21 protein-coding genes are annotated in these 19,286 nt (G+C 36.8%); 8 read left to right on the top strand and 13 right to left on the bottom strand.

The window, feature by feature from the left end:
• Positions 1–37: 37 nt before the first annotated feature.
• The 5 genes from AC1DEF_RS07245 to AC1DEF_RS07225 all read right to left on the bottom strand — a co-directional run bounded on the left by AC1DEF_RS07245 (position 38) and on the right by AC1DEF_RS07225 (position 3,294).
• Entirely contained in the window at positions 38–319 is a 282-nt protein-coding gene (locus AC1DEF_RS07245; protein WP_028408383.1) for a hypothetical protein, read from the bottom strand.
• A 137-nt stretch (positions 320–456) separates the two neighbouring features.
• A complete protein-coding gene (locus tag AC1DEF_RS07240) occupies positions 457–684 on the bottom strand; it encodes a hypothetical protein (protein WP_097823300.1) in 228 nt (75 codons plus the stop codon).
• A 223-nt stretch (positions 685–907) separates the two neighbouring features.
• Positions 908–1,981: a branched-chain amino acid aminotransferase gene (locus AC1DEF_RS07235; protein WP_028408381.1), complete on the bottom strand. Its 1,074-nt coding sequence runs from the start codon at positions 1,979–1,981 to the stop codon at positions 908–910.
• 219 nt (positions 1,982–2,200) lie between these two features.
• Positions 2,201–2,686 (bottom strand): hypothetical protein, encoded by a 486-nt coding sequence (locus tag AC1DEF_RS07230; RefSeq protein WP_013057211.1) that lies wholly within the window; start codon positions 2,684–2,686, stop codon positions 2,201–2,203.
• Positions 2,687–2,706: 20 nt separating this feature from the next.
• On the bottom strand, positions 2,707–3,294 hold the full coding sequence (locus AC1DEF_RS07225; RefSeq protein WP_097823299.1) for a lysophospholipid acyltransferase family protein: 588 nt from the start codon (positions 3,292–3,294) through the stop codon (positions 2,707–2,709).
• 269 nt (positions 3,295–3,563) lie between these two features.
• Here AC1DEF_RS07225 and AC1DEF_RS07220 point away from each other — a divergent pair, with 269 nt between their 5' ends.
• Genes AC1DEF_RS07220 through uraH form a run of 3 tightly spaced genes read left to right on the top strand, consistent with a single transcriptional unit; the run spans position 3,564 to position 5,779 of the window.
• Positions 3,564–4,886, top strand: coding sequence for a nucleobase:cation symporter-2 family protein (locus AC1DEF_RS07220; protein ID WP_097823298.1), 1,323 nt, complete (start codon positions 3,564–3,566; stop codon positions 4,884–4,886).
• Positions 4,887–4,898: 12 nt separating this feature from the next.
• Positions 4,899–5,426 carry a 2-oxo-4-hydroxy-4-carboxy-5-ureidoimidazoline decarboxylase gene (gene uraD, locus AC1DEF_RS07215; RefSeq protein ID WP_097823297.1) on the top strand — a complete coding sequence of 176 codons (528 nt, stop codon included), beginning with the start codon at positions 4,899–4,901 and terminating at the stop codon, positions 5,424–5,426.
• The gene (gene uraH, locus AC1DEF_RS07210) at positions 5,423–5,779 is read left to right on the top strand and encodes a hydroxyisourate hydrolase (RefSeq protein ID WP_028408377.1); all 357 of its coding nucleotides are present in this window, start codon (positions 5,423–5,425) and stop codon (positions 5,777–5,779) included. The genes uraD and uraH overlap by 4 nt, the downstream gene beginning before the upstream one ends.
• 34 nt (positions 5,780–5,813) lie before the next feature.
• Here the strand turns inward: uraH and AC1DEF_RS07205 are convergent, their stop codons facing one another.
• Entirely contained in the window at positions 5,814–6,314 is a 501-nt protein-coding gene (locus AC1DEF_RS07205; protein ID WP_025751765.1) for a GNAT family N-acetyltransferase, read from the bottom strand.
• Positions 6,315–6,730: 416 nt separating this feature from the next.
• Between AC1DEF_RS07205 and AC1DEF_RS07200 the strand changes: the two genes are divergently transcribed.
• The 3 genes from AC1DEF_RS07200 (at position 6,731) to AC1DEF_RS07190 (ending at position 10,097) form a co-directional block, all read left to right on the top strand.
• Positions 6,731–7,225 (top strand): hypothetical protein, encoded by a 495-nt coding sequence (locus tag AC1DEF_RS07200; protein ID WP_097823296.1) that lies wholly within the window; start codon positions 6,731–6,733, stop codon positions 7,223–7,225.
• Between the two features lie 445 nt (positions 7,226–7,670).
• Positions 7,671–8,660 carry a PD-(D/E)XK nuclease family protein gene (locus AC1DEF_RS07195; RefSeq protein WP_477727335.1) on the top strand — a complete coding sequence of 330 codons (990 nt, stop codon included), beginning with the start codon at positions 7,671–7,673 and terminating at the stop codon, positions 8,658–8,660.
• 156 nt (positions 8,661–8,816) lie between these two features.
• Entirely contained in the window at positions 8,817–10,097 is a 1,281-nt protein-coding gene (locus AC1DEF_RS07190; protein ID WP_097823294.1) for an Nramp family divalent metal transporter, read from the top strand.
• A 92-nt stretch (positions 10,098–10,189) separates the two neighbouring features.
• Here the strand turns inward: AC1DEF_RS07190 and AC1DEF_RS07185 are convergent, their stop codons facing one another.
• Both AC1DEF_RS07185 and AC1DEF_RS07180 read right to left on the bottom strand, forming a co-directional pair.
• Positions 10,190–10,465 (bottom strand): hypothetical protein, encoded by a 276-nt coding sequence (locus tag AC1DEF_RS07185; protein WP_477727334.1) that lies wholly within the window; start codon positions 10,463–10,465, stop codon positions 10,190–10,192.
• Positions 10,466–11,097: 632 nt separating this feature from the next.
• Positions 11,098–11,886 carry an HAD family hydrolase gene (locus AC1DEF_RS07180; RefSeq protein WP_097823292.1) on the bottom strand — a complete coding sequence of 263 codons (789 nt, stop codon included), beginning with the start codon at positions 11,884–11,886 and terminating at the stop codon, positions 11,098–11,100.
• A 198-nt stretch (positions 11,887–12,084) separates the two neighbouring features.
• On the opposite strand from AC1DEF_RS07180, the gene AC1DEF_RS07175 reads away from it, so the two are divergent.
• On the top strand, positions 12,085–12,537 hold the full coding sequence (locus tag AC1DEF_RS07175) for a MarR family winged helix-turn-helix transcriptional regulator (RefSeq protein WP_013083345.1): 453 nt from the start codon (positions 12,085–12,087) through the stop codon (positions 12,535–12,537).
• 36 nt (positions 12,538–12,573) lie between these two features.
• Here AC1DEF_RS07175 and AC1DEF_RS07170 read toward each other — a convergent pair whose 3' ends face one another.
• Entirely contained in the window at positions 12,574–13,008 is a 435-nt protein-coding gene (locus AC1DEF_RS07170; protein ID WP_013083346.1) for a hypothetical protein, read from the bottom strand.
• 141 nt (positions 13,009–13,149) lie between these two features.
• Positions 13,150–14,232 carry a tyrosine-type recombinase/integrase gene (locus tag AC1DEF_RS07165; RefSeq protein WP_097823291.1) on the bottom strand — a complete coding sequence of 361 codons (1,083 nt, stop codon included), beginning with the start codon at positions 14,230–14,232 and terminating at the stop codon, positions 13,150–13,152.
• A 335-nt stretch (positions 14,233–14,567) separates the two neighbouring features.
• On the opposite strand from AC1DEF_RS07165, the gene AC1DEF_RS07160 reads away from it, so the two are divergent.
• Entirely contained in the window at positions 14,568–15,563 is a 996-nt protein-coding gene (locus AC1DEF_RS07160) for a DUF3231 family protein (protein WP_097823290.1), read from the top strand.
• Between the two features lie 53 nt (positions 15,564–15,616).
• Here AC1DEF_RS07160 and AC1DEF_RS07155 read toward each other — a convergent pair whose 3' ends face one another.
• The 3 genes from AC1DEF_RS07155 to eat form a co-directional block, all read right to left on the bottom strand.
• Positions 15,617–16,807: a TcaA NTF2-like domain-containing protein gene (locus tag AC1DEF_RS07155; protein WP_097823289.1), complete on the bottom strand. Its 1,191-nt coding sequence runs from the start codon at positions 16,805–16,807 to the stop codon at positions 15,617–15,619.
• A 47-nt stretch (positions 16,808–16,854) separates the two neighbouring features.
• Complete coding sequence (locus AC1DEF_RS07150) at positions 16,855–17,787, bottom strand: TcaA NTF2-like domain-containing protein (protein ID WP_097823288.1); 933 nt, start codon at positions 17,785–17,787, stop codon at positions 16,855–16,857.
• Between the two features lie 140 nt (positions 17,788–17,927).
• Positions 17,928–19,277, bottom strand: coding sequence for an ethanolamine permease (gene eat, locus AC1DEF_RS07145; RefSeq protein WP_028408364.1), 1,350 nt, complete (start codon positions 19,275–19,277; stop codon positions 17,928–17,930).
• Positions 19,278–19,286 lie beyond the last annotated feature (9 nt).

Genomic DNA, 19,286 nt, shown 5'->3' with positions numbered 1-19,286 from the left:
CCAAAAAAGCCCCCTTGTTAAAGGGCGCTTTTTTGGGTTATCGTCGCAGTGTAAAGTTGAAATGTTCATTTACTTTAGCTCCTAGCTCTTCAAGAAACTGCTGAGCAGTCATTTCCTCTACGCTTTGAGTATACCAAGCAAGCTGAGATTTTTTATGAACATTGTTGTAATATACATCTCTTGACCAATATGTTTTTGATCGGTATGTATAATTAAAGTGAATGAATAGTTCACTCCCGTCTGGACACTGCAACAATACGCGGTAATGTGGATTACGACGATTTTTATCTAAACTCATTTCTTTGATCTGCGCTAACATTATTCACCTCTAAAACCATTACTTAATCATTTAAAGGTAAATGCCATACCACGCTATATCCTAGCTCTGCCATCAACTAGAAAATCATATATTTTCTAAAATTCTACACGATATAGGACAAAAGAGGAAGAGATAATTTATTGATGGACGTGTAAAGTTTCATATAAATCTTTTAGCTGCTCAGGGTATTGAGACCTTACGTAATAACCCGTAGGATGGTGCTCGATTAAATGAGAAGCAAACAAATAGCCGATGAGCACGTGCATTTGTTCATCTGAGGTTTCTTGGTTTAATTCTCTTTTGAGTCGTTCAGTTAAGTGTGAAGCCAGCTGTTTAATTTTTTCATCATGTGATAAAAAAAGCATCTTGTTCTCCCCCTTATAACGAATAAGTAATGCTGTAAATTTCAATAAAGACAAAGTATTGCTTTTATAAGGATAATTATATTTTATTTTACAATAAAAGTATATAAATAGTTCGAAATATTCAAAAATAACTTGTTTCTTTTGGACTATTCGGCAACAAACAAAAAAAGAAGCGGGAGCTGTCCCGCTTCTTTAACGTAAAAAGATATTCGATTGCCGAAATTTATTCTACTTCCACTGCCCAGCCGAATGGATCTTCCACTGTACCATTTTGAATACCTGTTAGAGTGTCATACAGTTTTTGTGATACTTCTCCTGTGTTTCCATCGTTAATGACCATTTTCTCGTTATTCCAAAATAGTTCGCCAATTGGAGAAATAACTGCAGCTGTACCTGTTCCAAATGCCTCTTCTAGTTTGCCTTCGGAATAAGCTTGCTTAATTTCTTCCATAGAAATACGGCGCTCAGTTACAGGCATATCCCAGTGTTTTAGCAGCTCAATGATAGATTTACGCGTAATTCCTTCCAAAATGCTTCCGTTCACAGATGGCGTTACTACTTCTCCATCGATTTTGAAGAAAATATTCATGCTTCCTACTTCTTCAATGTATTTGCGTTCAACGCCGTCTAACCACAGTACTTGTGAATAGCCTTTTGAGTCAGAAAGCTGCTGAGCTTTTAAGCTTGAAGCATAGTTTCCGCCTGTTTTAGCTGTTCCTGTCCCTCCGGCTACAGCACGAACAAATTCGCTTTCAACCGCGATTTTTACAGGAGCAATCCCTTCTTTGTAATATGAACCAACTGGAGAAAGAATAATGATAAATTGATAGCGGTCAGATGGTGCTACTCCTAAGTAAGGCTCTGTTGCGATGACAAATGGGCGAATGTATAATGATGTACCTTCAGCAGTAGGAATCCATTCGCGGTCAATTTTAATCAGCTGCTTTAACGCTTCTAGCGCTAAGTCTTCATCAACATGAGGAATACAAAGACGATCGTTTGATTTATTTAAACGTTTGAAGTTCTCATCTGGTCTAAATAATAATACTTGCTCTTTTTTTGTTACATATGCTTTTAGTCCTTCAAAAACAGACTGCCCGTAATGAAAGATCATGGATGCCGGATCTAATGTGATAGGTTGATAAGGTACAATACGAGCATCGTGCCATCCTTGGCCTTCTGTATAATCCATAATGAACATATGGTCCGTGAAGATTTTCCCGAATTGCAATTGATCAGATTGCGGCTTTTCTTTTTTTGTTTGACTTAGTGTTACATCGATTGAATAAGTTGTCATAGTTGTTTCTCCTTGCTCTTTATATTTACGGGTTTTTCGCTTAAACCTCTATATAAGTTACATTGTACAACTTTAGGGAAGCGTGTCACAATAGTTAGAGACGAAAAATTCTAAAAATTTTATAAAAATTATAAAGAAATAGCACCTAATCGAATTAAGTGCTGAATTGAAAAGGTTTTCTTTCTAAAAAAACTATTTCTACATTTTATTTACAACCATTTATAAACCAATTTTCACTCGAAGCTTTTCATCTTGTATTGAAAATTGTTTGATTTTCCCTACTGGAATGACCTTGACTTTATCAATTTCATTGAGATTGATATGAATTTGTTTTTCTTCATACGTAGTAACAGGCGGCTTGTGAAAAATTCGATAGTTGATCCAATTTTGATTAAGAGGTTTCATTTCATGGATTTTGAATAGAAGCGTACGTTCTTTTGCCTCAAGAGGTTCTAGCACAATGGAAAATGGAATTCTCACTAGAAATTTTTTAATAATTCCATTCACGTGAATATAGGAGTCTTGAAATGAAATAGAAAATTGCTGAATTTGATCTTGCTTTGTCATTTGCTTTTGAAAAATCCGCATGAGCATAGAAGCGGATATAGGAACGGTTACCCCGCTTTCAGCCATCTTTTCTTTCATTTTTGCCTGCACATCATCACTAATTACATCGTTTAGCTTTCTCTGTACCCAATCCTTCATGGTGCACCTCCGCTATGAAGTTATCTTGCTGTTTCCTCTAACGCACGAATTGAAGATGTTAAATGGTTTGACACGTCGGCAAGGCGATCTTTTGTCAGTTTATCTTCTCCAAGGTAGATAGGTTTTCCAAAGGAGATAACAATAGGACCCTTCGAAAATAGTTCTTTTACATTGGTAGGTCCTTTGTAAACTGCGGGTACAATAGGAACCTTTGCCATGCTCGCTATAGTGACTGCTCCTTTTTTTAAGGGGACGTCTTCCTCTGTTCGCGTGCCACTAGGGAAAATCCCGACGATATGTCCTTCTTTTGCTAATTTAATAGGTATTTTAATGCTGCTGGGTCCCGGGTTGTTACGATCTACTGGGAATGCGTTGAGTTTTTTTAATACATTACTAGTGAGTATATGATTAAAAAGCTCCTTTTTTGCCATAAAATGAATTTGGTGAGGCAAAACAGCCGCACCAAGCGCTACAACGTCTACCCATCCCTTATGCGAACAAGCGATCACAAAACCCGTGTCTGTTGGTAAAGACTCTTTATTCCTTATGTAAAGCTTCCCTCTTCTTTTTAATAAAAATTTACATACGTGAGCCGCAAGATTATACATAAACATTTCCTCTTCCCTCTATTGTTTGAAAATATATACAAAATTATATCACTTGATATTAATATCTGGTACTGAAAAATAAATGTAACATCTTTTTACACAATAGCTTACCTGCTTCTCTATATATTGTAAAAAAGTAGATATTGAAACCTCTGTTTTTGGTCAACTTGACTAATGACATCCCTTAAAAAACATTTTACTATTAATGTATCATTATAAATGTAATATTTATTAACATTGCATGTGATATAATTAAAGGAGGTTTTTAGGTGAATAACCAAAATCGACCGTTTCGACTAGCTTCATTGGGATTACAGCACGTACTTGCTATGTATGCGGGTGCCATTCTCGTTCCGCTGATGGTGGGACGCGCCTTGAATTTAAATGCCCATGACTTATCCTATCTTGTGGCCATTGATTTACTAACATGCGGACTAGCTACGCTGCTGCAGGCATGGACGAACAGGTGGTTTGGTATTGGTCTTCCTGTTGTACTTGGAAGCTCATTTGTAGCGGTGACTCCTATGATTGCAATTGGAACTCAATATGGAATTAGTGCTGTTTACGGAGCGATTATTGCCGGTGGTATTTTCATCGTACTGGCAGCAAGTTTTTTAGGCAAAATTATTAAATTTTTCCCTCCCGTTGTCACCGGAACGGTTGTGACGATGATTGGTTTATCCCTTGTACCATCCGCTGTCCGAAATATGGCAGGAGGAGTCGGAAGCAAAGATTTTGGTTCTCTTTCTAATCTTCTTCTTTCTTTTGGTGTTCTAGCGCTTATTTTAATTTTAAATCGATTTTTCAGCGGTTTTCTTCGTTCTCTTTCTGTGTTGATTGGAATTGTAGTTGGAACAATAGCCGCTGTATTAAGGGGAAAAGTTGATTTTACTAATTTTAATGAAGCTTCTTGGCTGCACATTCCCACTCCTTTTTATTTCGGGATGCCTACTTTTGAAATCGGCCCTATTTTAACAATGATTCTCGTATGCTTGGTCATTATCATTGAGTCTACAGGCGTATTTTTAGCGTTAGGAAAGCTGTGTGATCGAGAATTAACAGAAAAAGATTTTACAAAAGGCTACCGTGCAGAAGGAATCGCCATTGTCCTTGGAGGGCTATTTAATGCTTTCCCTTACAATACATTCGCTCAGAATGTAGGACTGGTTCAATTATCGAAAGTAAAAACAAAAAATGTAGTGGTAATAGCCGGCTTCATTCTCGTATTACTGGGGCTTGTTCCGAAAATAGCTGCTTTTACAACCATTATTCCCACCCCTGTTTTAGGAGGAGCAATGGTGGTGTTGTTTGGTTTAGTTATTTCATCAGGCATCAAAATGCTAAGTGCTGTTGATTTGGCCAAACAAGAAAATTTGCTGATTATTGCTTGCTCTCTTTCACTCGGCCTTGGCGTAACGGTAGTACCTGATTTATTCACTCAGCTCCCAAGTGCTTTGCGCGTAATTGTAAGTGATGGAGTTATTACGGGAAGTTTGGCTGCCATTTTATTAAATCTCTTTTTTAACGCATCAATTGAACGAAAAGTACCTTCTGTCTCTTTGGATAAGACAGATTATTCAGAAATAAAATAAAGGTGGTGTAGTATGAATAACGTATCCGTGCAGTATGTAAATCAGCTTAGCAAGCAGCATTTTGTTTCACTAGTTGGTGATATATTTGAACATTCACCTTGGGTTGCTGAAGAGGCTTATTCTAAAGGCCCTTTCTCTTCCGTTGAACAACTTCATGGCATGATGAAAGAAATTGTAGCGCAAGCATCTATAGAAAAACAGCTGAAGCTGCTGCAAGCTCATCCAAATCTAGGTGAAAATATTGCCATGACATCTGCTTCTACTGAAGAACAAACCAAAGCAGGCTTACAAAACTTAACACAAGATGAGTATGAACAGTTTTCTTCTCTTAATGGAACGTATATGGAGAAGTTTCCGTTTCCTTTTATTTTGGCAGTACGAGGTAAACAAAAAGAAGATATCTACGAGGCAATGCAAAGTCGTTTACTAAATACCGAGCAAACGGAGTTTGATACAGCATTAGAAGAAGTATATAAGATTGCTTTCTTTCGCTTAACTGATAAAATCACTGAAGATAAGGAGGCAAAGAAACGAGCATGACTAAAATCACAACGCATATTTTAGATCTTACCCACGGATGTCCGGCTGCTTTTGTCAAAGTTGATTTTTATCATATTCAGTCGGAAAGTAAACGAATAAAAATTTCACACGGTACTACAAATGAAGACGGGAGGTTAGTAACTCCGCTCTTCTCTTCTGAAGAGTTTGAATCAGGAGATTACGAACTTCTGTTTCATATTGGGGAATATTATAAAAAACAAGAAGTCCAAACAACAAATCCGCCCTTTTTAAATCAAGTTTCTGTTCGAGTCGGATTGTCTTCTGAACAAGAACATTATCACGTCCCTTTGCTTGTGTCACCGTGGGGATACCAAATTTATAGAGGAAGTTAAAGAAGAAACGGCGTCTTTAAACGTCGTTTCTTTTTTAGTTTAGCAATTTAGACATATAGTACTCATCAATAAACAAACCGCCAATTCGGAGTGAATGTTTTTTTGTTCCTTCAATTTCGAATCCTACTTTATCATATAAAGAAAGAGCCTTTTCATGCTGTATAGCGACTGTCAGTTCAAGACGATGAATATGGTGTTCTCTCGCCCATTCTTCAAGTGCACCGATTAAAGCCGTCCCAATCCCTTGATTTTGAAACGTCTTTCGAATTCCTAATGTCAAAGAAGCGATGTGAGCGTTTCGGTTAGCTTCACCCCCTGTTGCAGCTATATATCCCACAAGCATCTCGCTTTCTTCTGCGACAATAATCGTAGAGTTTGGCTGCTGCTTAAAGATTTCGATGTTTTTCTCCTGTTGATCTGTACTCAGCTTTCGCTCTCCGCTTTCAAACAGCATAAACTTACTTTCTTCTTCAATCTGTTTAAGCAAATCTACAAAGTTTGCAGCATCATGTAATTCTAGTTCTCTAATTTCCATGCTGATCCCCCTTTTTCTGTGTCCCTTTTGTTTGTATATGTATTGGTTCACCTTTATAAAATATAGCTTTACAGTTTCTTACGAAAAATACGAATTTTTAAGAAGTGGAAGTAGAACAAAAAACCTACTAATCTCCTTTTTTTTGAAATGCTTTTTTCCTTTGTATAATTTTAAATCACTTATCAACTTCTGTAAATTTTTTAGGTTTCCTCTTTCGATTTCCATTTATCTTCCTTTTATATAGGTTTGATTTTGATCTAAGGAGACCTTTTATAGAAAACGCATGACTATTATCCTGTCTTTTGTGAAGAAAGAAAGCAATAAATGTAATTTCACTTGTAATCGTTTAGAATAGAAAAAGTGGAAATTTTATGTACCTATCCTCCTTAATTATTGGTCTGTGAAAGGAAATTATTATGAAAGTACAACCCGCAAAATGTGGTGTATATGTCTTAAGCGGTCTAGGAGCTGTTATAGTGTTCTTCTTACTTTTACTTAAGAACAGTGCTTTCTTTCTAGAGGAAGAATACAATCAAAACAAACCTGAAGCTGCGCTTGCGGTCAACGAACATACCTATCACCTTCACAAAGGTTCTATTAACTGGTCAAACGGCCGTTCAACAACAAAAAAAGAAATAAATGTATATGATTTATATACATACATATCGCAGCAAGAAAGTATCCCATTGCAGCAGCAACAATCAGTTAAGCTCCATTTTTCGAACTTAGACGGTGCTTATATTCGTAGTGTGAGTGTGCATATATGGAGAGATAACGGTGAAAAAACCAAGCTGTTTGTCAAAAATAATGAATTTAAGGTTCCTAAAAATCAAGGTTTGTACGTTGTTGATATTGCGATTACCTCTACAAGAGGAACAATGCAATATGCGGCAAATGTGCAAATACAGTAAGTTTTTTATATATTTACGTTTGGTCGAGAAAATCGGATAAGAAAACTCTTGTTGCAAGCAGGAAACGATGTGTGGAATAAAAAAGAAGTATTAGAAATATAGTGAAAGCATTCAAATAAAAGTCCTTAACTCTTTCAGAAAATAATCCCACAAAAAAAGAGAGCGCTAGCGCTCTCTTTTTTATAAAATGAAAAAGACGTCCACGCAGGACGTCTTTGATGCGTTTGTGGCGGGGACCGTGTGACCACATTCACACGTTTAGCTCGAAAGCATGTCCTTCGACTTACACAAATTAGCTCATCGCTTTATTAATATAACATCCGCCACAGAAAAAAGCAATCAATTTTTAAATAGTTTTTTCTATTTATACATATTTCACGAGAATCCACAAAATAATATGCATGCGTAGCTATTCACTCTCTACATTTTCAGTCTATTTTAACTCATGTACGAATATACTAATAGACCAACCTATGCGCAGTTTTTGAAAAAGGATGTGAATAGCTTGTTTCAAATCACTGATTTCCCTGAATTTTCATGGTCGTACTCCAGGCATAAAATGGTCACACAGTGTAAACGAAAGTATGCATATCATTATTATGTCTCACATAACGGATGGCTTGACAGCGCTTCTGCTCAGTCTCAGAGCGCTTATCGTCTAAAAAAGGTTTCCACTTTATCTATGTACGCCGGACAAGCCGTGCGTCAAGTGATTACAGAGGCCATTTCTGACTATACATCTACAAAGCTTGTCCCTAATGAACAGAACTTAACGGAGAAAGCGCAGCAGCTACTAAATAACGCACTGCGTGATTCTACTGACTATGGAGAGCTTTGGTATCATAAGCCTGCTCAGTATAAGATGCTTTTAGAATTCTACGAAAACGGCTATATTTCTAAAAAAGATCTTAAAGACATGCAAAAACGGGTACACATTTGTGTACATCACTTTTTACAAAGTAAATCGTTTTGCGAAATCGTATCTTCACCTTTTTTAGAAGTGGAGCCTCATCAGTCGTTTCGTTCTATAAATGTGTATGATCATAAAGTATATGCGCCTTTTCATTCTCTTTTTAAAAACCCAGTCACAGACGAATTTACGATTGTTGATTGGAAAACAAGTAAACAAACAAAAGATGATTTGTTTCAACTGGCGATATACGCCCTCTACGTGCTAGCCGAATATAATATTTCCGTTGATCAGATAAAAGTCCGAAACGAATACTTGCTTTCAGGCAGTGCGCGTACGTATCAGCTTACTCTTCATGAAATTGAAGCTGTTCTTCAGCAAGTTGATACAAGTATTGATTATATGAAAACTTTTTTGGAAGACTCAGAGGTAAATCAGCCTCTTCCGCTTGAGCATTTCCCTCAAACAGATACGCCTGCCTCCTGTCACGGCTGTGCATTTAAAGAATTGTGCCAAACGGGATAAAAAACAGCTGAAGATGATCTATATTTTTTGCTGAACTTTTTTATTGTCAAAAGAACCTTTGCTAGCATATAATTTGCATTAAGGAAACATTTTATACTTCATATAAAAAAATTAGCTTGGACTATTTATTGTTCATCAAAGAAAGGAGCACTAGACATGAAAGATCAAAACGGCAGTAAAGCATTATCGGCTATGCAGCTAAGTGCTCAAGACGTATTGTCGGGTAAAACAAAAGGAATTAAGCGATTATTGCCTTTCTTAGGGCCTGCTTTTATCGCAGCGGTTGCTTATATTGACCCAGGTAATTTTGCTACTAACATTGCAGCAGGCTCTCAATACGGATACATGCTGCTTTGGGTTGTATTAATTTCTAACTTAATGGCTGTCTTAATTCAATCGTTATCAGCTAAATTAGGGATTGCAACGGGCTTGAATTTACCCGAGATAGCACAGGAACACTTCCCGTCCTTCGTTTCTTTTGGACTTTGGATCCAAGGAGAATTGGTCATTATGGCGACGGATTTAGCAGAATTTATCGGGGCTGCTCTTGGAATTTATTTATTATTTCATATTCCTTTGTTCCCAGCTGCACTTATCGCAGCGGTAGGCTCTTTTGCTATTTTAGAGTTACAAAGACGAGGTGTTCGACTGCTAGAAGCAGCGATTGCGGCGATGGTTTTTATTGTGGTATTAGCTTTTGGGACTCAAATGTTTCTTGCGCATCCAGACGGTGCAAGTGTTGTCCACGGCTTATTTGTCCCTCAGTTTCACGGGACAGACAGCGTGCTGTTGGCTTCTGGGATTTTAGGTGCTACAGTTATGCCACACGCAATTTATTTGCACTCAGCTCTTACGCAGCGCCGCGTGGTAGGAACTACAGAATCGGAGAAAAAAGCGATTTTCCGCTTTGAATTTATTGATATTGTGATTGCCATGATTATCGCTGGTGCAATTAATGCAAGCATGCTGATTGTCGCAGCCGCTCTATTCTTTAAAAACGGACTAAACGTGCAAGATTTGGACGTGGCTTTTACACAATTTGAACATTTAATTGGTCCCTTTGCAGCTATTGCTTTCGGAGTTGGATTATTATCTTCAGGACTTTCAAGTTCTTCGGTCGGAACAATGTCTGGAGATGTCATCATGCAAGGATTTATTAAACGCAGAATTCCTTTATATCTTCGCCGGCTCATTACAATTATTCCACCGCTTTTGATTATTGGGTTTGGCGTAAATCCAACAAGTGCACTAGTTGTCAGTCAAGTTATTTTATCGTTCGGAATTGCATTTGCGCTCGTTCCTCTTATCATGTTTACAAGCAACAAAAAAATCATGGGCGGATTGGTTAATCATAAAGCTACAACGGCTGTAGCTTGGGTGATAGCAGCATTAGTCATTTGTTTAAATGTCTTTTTGATTTACCAAACGTTCGCATAGTAAGTAAATCAAACTTTCAAGAAAAAACAAAAAAGAGACCCTAAAAAGTTAGATATAGTCTAACAATTGGGTCTCTTTTTTATTATTTTTTATTAAACGATAGTAAAAATGAAGTAGACGAGAGTTCCAATAATGGCCGACAGTACTAAGCAACCCAGTGGATATAAATAAGAATAGTTTTCTTTACGGATTGAAAGAATACGATCGACAATAAAAATAAGAATGACGCTCATCATTCCGAATTCAAACATTAATAACCCAAAAATGGCGTGAAATATGAATGACATGATAAAATCAATTTTTTTACTACGGTCTTTTACAAAAGCACTGACTAATAAATCGACGATAACCGTGCCTAACGTCCCCATTATTAAAAAGAAGGGTATGGAAAATAAAAGGTATAAAGGAAATAAATCAATGAAATGCGGACTGGTTTTTTTAATAGAAAAATTGGGAATTGACTCTTTTATCCCTGGCATAAAACAAAAAAGTAAAGTAAAAAGAAACGCAGCTATAATAGCGGCTGATAGCTTTCTATTTAAATGCATGTTTATTTTTTTATTACTAAATTCAGTAGTTGTTTTTGTATGTTTATAATTCATATGTCTTTAACGTGGTGTACGCACCTTTTCCTTTCTCATAACTTTTTTATTTATATTTTATGTCTATCTTTTGTTACCAGCAGTTACAATGATACACGTTCTTTTTGAACTTGACTACACTAACGCGCTTTATGTCTATTCTCTTTTTCTTTTTATGTCTATCGTTTGCTCCGCTTCCCTTGTATATTCCTTCTTTTTATTCAGGGGTTGTAGTATCGTTTGCTCTTTCTATGAGAAACAAGATGGTTTTACAAAAAAACGCCTTCTTTTTCTATAAAACAAAAGACAGGCGTTTTTTCTGTATGTAATTAATAATCTTGTTTGGCTTCTTCAAACTTAAACACATCCGCTCTATAACAAAAAAGAGACGATTTCCGCCTCTTTTTTGTTTGTTCGTATTATGAATTTAGTTCATCTAAAATTGAATGCAGTTCACTTAAATGGGTAATTTCATAAGTAGGAATGACTTCATTTCGCTCTTTATCGTGACGATTAATCCATACAGATTTCATTCCAACGCGAGAAGAACCCAGTATATCTGTCATTAAATTATCTCCAACCATAATCGCTTCATCTTTCTTTAAATCCATAAGTGATAAAGCATAGTCGAAAATAGATGGATCAGGTTTACCGCGGCCAAATGCACCTGAAATCACAATCTCATCAAAATATGGAACTAGTTCTGATGTAATATCCAATTTGGTATTTTGTAAGTCAGGTGAACCGTTTGTTAACAGCAGCAGCTTGTACTTTCCTTTTAATTGATCAAGCACTTCAAACGTTTCTTCGTATACAAACGGTGTTTTGCGGCGCTCTAATGGAAAACGCTCAGCTAGCTCTGCTCCAAAAGCATCATCGTGAATTCCTAGGGCACGAAGACCTCGAGTCCAAGCTTCTTTGCGATAAGTAGGAACAATATCTTTCATTTTGCGGAATTCATCATGATCGTCTAAAAAATTTCCCCATAATCCTTCAAATGGATTAATGCCAATCATTTGCGTAAACTCATAGGTTTCATACGAAGCATATAATTCTCTTGCTTCCTTACGCACCGCTTCTTCTAGTTCTTCAGGTTTTAAATTATATTTCTCACTTGCATATGTACATGTTGCAACGAATGCTTCTTTTACGCTTTTTTGGTCCCAAAGTAGCGTGTCATCTAAGTCGAAAAATACCGCTTTAATCATGGATGTGTGTACCCCCTACTGTTTTTGAAAAAGTTTAACTATTCTTACACTAGATTACAAGGATACACACAATAAGTCTAGTGTATTTGCAATTTATTCTGTAAATTTATTTTTATAAAGCGTCCTCTTTACAAACAAATTTACAGAAATAAAAACAGCTGATATAATCACAGCATGTATGTATGCAGGAGGTTTTATATGGAATCGTTAGAAGAAATGTTCGGCATTCCCACCGTTCGTACAAGTAAGCGCTTAAGCAGAGTAGTTGCCGCACGCTTGCGCCCTTTTGGGATTACACCAGAACAGTGGACCGTTTTAAAACGCGTATCAGAAGCTGAATATAGTACGCAGAAACAATTAGCTGAACGAGCGGATAAAGATCAAGCGACGCTGACTAAAATTTTAGATTTACTAGAAAAACAAAATTGGATTCAGCGTATCAGAAATCCAGAAGATCGCCGCTCGTTTTTTATTCAAATAACAGAAGATGGCCTGCGTTTAAAAACAGAAGTAACGCCCGCTGTAGAGCAGGTATTTTTCGAATTAACGTCCGAATTAAACGAGCAGCAGGTGAAAATTTATACCGAAACTTTACAAAAGCTTGAATACCGCGCCGAACAATTGCTTCAAGACACAGAAGACCTGCGTTAAATACCCAAAACCCCACAGCTAACATTCTGCGGGGTTTTACACGTAGTTGGCGATGCATAGCACTTCTTTGATTTTTGAAATCACTTGTTTGGTTTCATCTGTTAAAGAGGTGAATTTAAACGCGATGGATTCTGCATTTGGATTAATGAAGGGTTCTTTGTTCGTGTCTTTGCGGTAGTCTTCAATTTGTTCTAAACAATATTTTAAAATAAACGACAAGTTCGCACGTCGAAATCTCAAACTGACGGTAGAAGGCCATCTTTTTTGAAACTGATTGCTTCCCTCATACTGAATCGCTCCGATGTAGCGTTCTCCGGATAAAAAAGATTCTTTGCTTCGATATAGCTGAACGGTTTGGGCTGTTCCGCTCCAGTCAATATAAATACCTGCTGTTTCACAAACTTCGTATATGTAATGAAAAAGCTCCGTTACTTCTCCGAAATGGTAGTGAAGCGGATGTTTAGCCGTCATAGGTAGCTCCCTCCTTTATCGACTTTCTACCATTATATTGTAGGAAAAGTAACTTATTCATTTATACAACTTATTTCATACGCATCAGCAGTAAAAATGAAAATATATGTTTTTTAGTTTACATAAAAATATTATAAGTAATTAGCGATAACCCGATTTTCGAAACGCGTCGTATACCGTATCTTCTTGAAGTTTTTCAAGATAAACGTTCGTTGTAGCAATAGAAGAATGCCCTACTACTTGCTTCACAACCGCAAGCGGAACGTCATTAGCTAAACTGTTTGTAATAAAGGTATGACGAAACCAATGAGGAGAAATAGACGCGTTTCCTTTTACTTTATAAACAGCTGATTTAATCGTTCGATACAACGTTGTATAGGATAATCGCTTCTTTTCGCCGGTACGATAGTACTCTTTAATGGAGTAAAAAAGCGGGTCGGTGTCAAAAGGACTTAGTTCAGTGCTTTCATTTAACGCTTGCCGGTAAGTGAAAAGCGTTTCTTTCACATCATCAAACACGGGAATCGTTCGTTCTTTTTTTCCTTTACCAATCACATCTACAACCAAATTTCCGCGGCGGTCTTCCCGGAAGCTTCCCCAATTTAAACTCAGCAGTTCACTTGAACGCATTCCACTCATATACAAAAGCATTCCCATTAAGCGATTGCGCGCTTTGAATTCCTTTTCATACTGACGAATGCGCACGACTGATTCTAATGCATTTACAATCACCTGAGCTTCGCGGTCGGTTAGTTCTCGGTACTCGGTGCGATTTTGTTTTTCCTTGTCGCTGTAATGTCCTTTTGCAATAGATGGTTTTTCAATCCACGTTGTATACAGCGAAGGATAAAAATGAGTAGCGTGTCCAAACTCTAGCATTCTTCTAAAAAATTCTAGCTTTCTTGCAGCGGTACGATTGGCATATTGATTCATCATTTCTTCATTAAATAATTTGACTTCCATAAATCCAATCGATTTTAATGTAATCTCTCGTTCGTAGAAAAAAGACAGAATCGTTTTCATGTCTTGATTGTAAGATCTGATCGTATGAGGAGAAAGTGATTTTTTGATAATACGCATTGAAAAAAAGAGCTGAATAAACTCTTCATCTGAAACGTGCTTCAAATTCAAATTGTTATCTTCATCTAACAGCTCTGCCTCTTCCCACTGCTCTTTTAGCTGACGAAACGAATTTTTCACAGGCGACAATTTAAATTCTTCCATTTTACCCCTCCTAATGAATAAAAACAAAGGTACCCCTTTCAAGTGATCCAGAATGGAATATAACGATTTTTTATCAATTCGCAACAAATACCATTAAAAATCTTCAAAAACCTCTCAAAACCCAATTTAAAAAGCCGGTTTTTAAAGATTTTAACAAAAACATCCATTATATGTAAAATTAATTCTATTTTCTGCTTATTTCTCTACTTTATCATATGAACGCTTGATAAGGAAGAGTTATCTTGCGTTATTTTGATAAAGGATTTTGATTGTGTTGGACAGCAATGTTTTGGGAACACTAGTAGGAGTTTAAGTAATAATTGGAGGTACCGAATTTGGATAATCAGAAAAATAGATTGACGTCATCAGAAATTACAAGTTTATGGGTACAATACATCCAAGACACTATGTCTGTTTGTATTAGTAAATATGTGTTAGCAAAGGTTAAAGATCCTGAGGTTTATTCTCTTTTTGAATTCACTTTAGAACTGGCTGAAAAACATTTGCACGTGCTTAGAGATATTTTTAAAGCTGAAAAATTAGATTTACCGATTGGCTTTACTGATAAAGATGTAAATCTAGATGCTCCCCCTTTGTTTACGGACACCTTTTGGTTAGTGTATATACACGAAATGACCATGCACGGGTTGGCTGGATATAGTATATCTTTTAGTGTTTCAGCACGCAAAGATATACGTGACCATTATTATCAATGCAATATTGATGCGATGGACCTTTATAATAAATCTATTGAAATTCTTATATCGAAAGGGATTTATCAACGATCTCCCTACTTTTCTAAAACAGAAAGAGGTCACTCGATTACAGAATGGGGATATGTTATGGACCTATTCGGAGATAAAAGACAGCTAAATTCAATGGAAGCTGGAAACATTTACTTTAATTTAAAAAAGAGCGTGGCAGCTAAAGCACTTGTGAATGGCTTCAAACAGGTAACGAAAGATAAAGATATCCATAGCTTTATGGAGGAATGTTTGCACACAGCCAGTAAGAATATAAACATTTTTTCTTCCTTACTTCAACAAGAAAACTTGCAGTCTCCACGCTTGATGGATGCTGAAATTACAAATTCTGACGTAGCCCCTTTTTCTGATAAACTAATGGTATTTCATGCGGGATTTTTGTTTCATTTAGCTACTACATATTATGCTGCAGCTATGATAACTAGTATGAGAATAGACGTAGCCGGACATTGTGATGCTTCTATTTTAAGGGATTTAAAAACCATCTCTTCTTTTGGCCGAATAATGATCAAAAAAGGATGGATCGAAAAACTGCCAAGAGCAGATGATCGGAAAGAATTGTCTTAATATCCTGCGAACTTACCTGTAAATAAAAAACATCACGCAGAGCGTGATGTTTTTTAAAGTGATTCAATTTTAGTCAGGTGCAGCTGTTTATTGCTGTAGGAAACGGTATAGGTTCGATAATACTCTTTTTCCTGACTTTGACCGTTCGTTGTAATTGAAATGACTTCTTTCGTTTGGATTGTATAGACCGCTTCGTTCTCTTCTTCACTCACAGATTCCACGTCTAATACCGAATAATCAACGAGTTCTTCTCGAATGTCTCTTTCGTACAGCATTTTCACAAGCTGCTTTTGATCATTCCACAAAACACTATCCCGCTGGATATAAGGCTCGACGTGTTCAAATTTATTCGTGTTAATGGACTTTGTTAAATCTCGCAAATAATGTTCAATGAAAATATCCGCTGTTTCTTGATCAACTTTTTGGATGTTTTTTAAATTAAAATCTTTTTCTTCCTTCTCTTCTTTTTCTTTTTCACCTTCTTTAAAATCGTCGATTCGCTGAGAACTGTTTTTGCTGATGGCATACGTTTTATTATTCTCTTTGAAAACCAAGATTTCTTCCTTTTCGCCTTTTTCATTTGTGCGGGTAGATTCACCTTGATATGAAATATCACTAGAAGGATTAATTGACTTTACGTATTTGATATATTCATCGGCCGTAATGTTGAGGTATTTTTGATGATAGGTAACTTCATCCCATTCGTTTAATTTCCAGTGTTTATTAACGTATTTAAAATTCATGTAAATGGTCAGTCCGCCGCTTCCTTCTTTACTAATTGGCTCAATAGCGGAGACTGAAAATTGCCCAGCATGATTGTTAATAAGTTCAAAGCGAATAAGATGAGTTACATCAGGAAAAAAGCTCATATTGCATTCTTTGCAGTAATAATTAGTAGAAATACTTTTTAGCTTTGTTGCAATTAAAGATGAAGTTGCGTATGGCGTTAGCGCTTTTTTTAGCGTTTCATAATCAGCAGGGTTAGATTCATTTTCCCATTCGTACTCTTCGCCTAATTCTTTATAGGTACTTGAAATTTTGTTCATCGTCTCAACCGCAGTTTTTTCTGCTTTTTTTTCTGATACAAGATCAGGCGGAAGAGATGACTTAGCTTGATCTTTTGGGATCACTTCATCTGAGGAAGGTTCAGTTGGTTTGGATAACTTAACTGTTTCTTTTTCTTCACAGGCCGTCAAAACCATTAGCAGCAGTAGAACGAATGCAATCGTCCATTTTTTATGCATAAGGTGTCCTCCTCAATGCCGAATTTAGTCTGTTTTTAAAATGATCTTTAATTCTCAAACGTATCGAGCACGTAATCACCGCTTGGAATTCCCCACTTTGCCTTTTTATTTTGATCTGTTTTAGCAAGTAATGAAATGGAATTTTCTTTGAGCGTAATGACAATGGTTCCTTTATTTCCTTGTCCATCATTTTCATATTCAATGGCTGCTTGGTTATTTTCAAAGCGAATATTTTTTTGTTCAACGGTTGACACGCGGATTTTGCTAGGTGGCTGGTACGAATTTATTTTAATCGTTGCTTCCGAGTTGGATGTAGCAAAAAAATGAATGATAGGAGATCCGTTATCATTGCCAGTGGTCCATTTTCCATCGTAGTCGTGTAAATCTGTTGTTTGTGTAGTGGGAGTTTCAGTGGTTGCATTTGGTTTAGATGAAAAGTCAAATGGTTCTACACTCGATAACTTTAACGTATCGTTTTGATAAACGGCTGTATAAAGGCGGTCACAAATTTTAGTATAAGGATCTTTACCCGGCTGTTTTAATAAGCTTTCCTCGTGGGTTTGTATTTTGAACACATGGTTAGGTTTTTCATACCAATTGACAATATGGAACGTTTGCTTCTTCTGCTCGATGCCTTGGCGTGTGAAATTTTCAACAAGAAGGTTTTGCTCTTTATAAAAAGAACTGTCAGCTTTCAAAAAAGCTTTTAAATCATCAAAAGAGTTTTGATCCACTGCCTTTCCAAACGCTGAAAAGTAATCAGTCATCCAGGCTGTAATAAATTTCCCGCTCATTGCTTCTTTATTTAAATCAATCGATTGAATGCTTTCTACCTGTGTTTTTGGTTCGTTTAGTACTTTTTTTGCATCTTTTTCTACTATCATTGTATTTCCGTCTTTTAATGTTTCTTCTTGCTGACAGGCTGATAACAGAATAGATGAAACAACCGTGATAATGATTGTATTACGTTTGTTCATCATAATTGCCCCTTCTTTATCTAATATAAATGTATGTATATTCTTCCAACAAACAGACCTAGTATATCATTCTACAAAAAAACGCTCAACCCTTTAATTTCGCAAGAAAAACGGCTTGCCTTTACAGCGAGCCGTTTTCTTTCCTATTTAATGGATGCTTCTTGATATGAATTGGCTGCTTCTTTTTTGAGCTGTCTAGAGCCATAAAAGACATAGTAAATAATTGAAAGAAGGAAAATTCCAAGAATCACATAAATTAAAGGTAGAGAAACGCCAAACAGCATTAAATTTGTTGTAAGAACACTGTATTTTATGATGCTGTACAAGCACAGAATCCCTAATACTAAGGCAATGCTTGGCACGACCGGGTAGTTCACTTTAAAAGGACGGGACAGGTTAGGTTCTTTTTTGCGTAAAATGAAAAGAGAAACTAAACTGATGCAGTACATCATCATTGCTCCGAACACGGATAAGATAATAAGTGCATTGGCAAACGTTGCAGATCCTGCACAAATCACGCCGATTGCTCCCGGAATCAACAAACCGCCGACAGGAACTCCTTTTTTATTCGTTTTTGCAAGAAATTTAGGGAAGTAACCATCTCGTGCAAGCGCATAGGTTTGTCTTGAAAATCCCATGATGATTCCATTTAAGCTAGCAATCAAGCCGAATAGCCCGATAATAGCAACAACGGTTGAAATGCCGTTTCCGTATACAGAAGACAGCGCCTGCGGAAGTGGATAATCGGCTAGCTTCCCGCTTCCTCCGCCAAGTCCTGCTGTTACAAATAGTGTAAACAACGTTGCGGTTGCTAGAGTAATAATCGCTCCAATAAATCCTTTAGGAATGTTTTTCTTAGGATTTTCCACTTCTTCCGCTGCCATTGCTCCACCTTCTATTGCCAGATAGAACCAAACAGCGAATGGAATAGCTGCTAGTACCCCTGTTGGCCCGTTAATAAATGAATGATCATTAAAAATATTTGATGTTTGTACATGAGGCAAACCAGCTACATAAAAAATAGATAAACCAATTAGTGCAACAATGGTAGCTGTAAGCTCAATCACCGCTACTTCTTTTACCCCGATTAAATTTAATAAAACAAAGAAAATAAAGGCACCTACCGTTGCATATACAGGGTTAACGGCTGGAATGAGAAAATGCAGGTATGCTCCTGTTGACACTGCAATAGCAGGAGGAGCAAAAATAAATTCAAGCAAGCAGGCAATTCCTGCGATATATCCCCCAAAAGGTCCAAGTGCTCTTCTTGCATAAGCTGAAGGTCCACCGGCTTGCGGGATAGATGTTGAAAGCTCTGCATAACTAAACATAAACGTTGTGTAAAACACAGTTACAATTAAGGTTGCAATTGCAAGCCCAATAATCCCGCCTTGTTCAAACCCGTAATTCCACCCAAAGTATTGTCCTGAAATAACCATACCAACTGAAATAGCCCATAAATGAATAGGTTTTAATTGTTTTTGTAAAGCCATATGTTCTCC

This window comes from Priestia sp. 10L35 (genome assembly GCF_056395685.1).
This window is presented reverse-complemented; position numbering and strand designations above follow the sequence as displayed.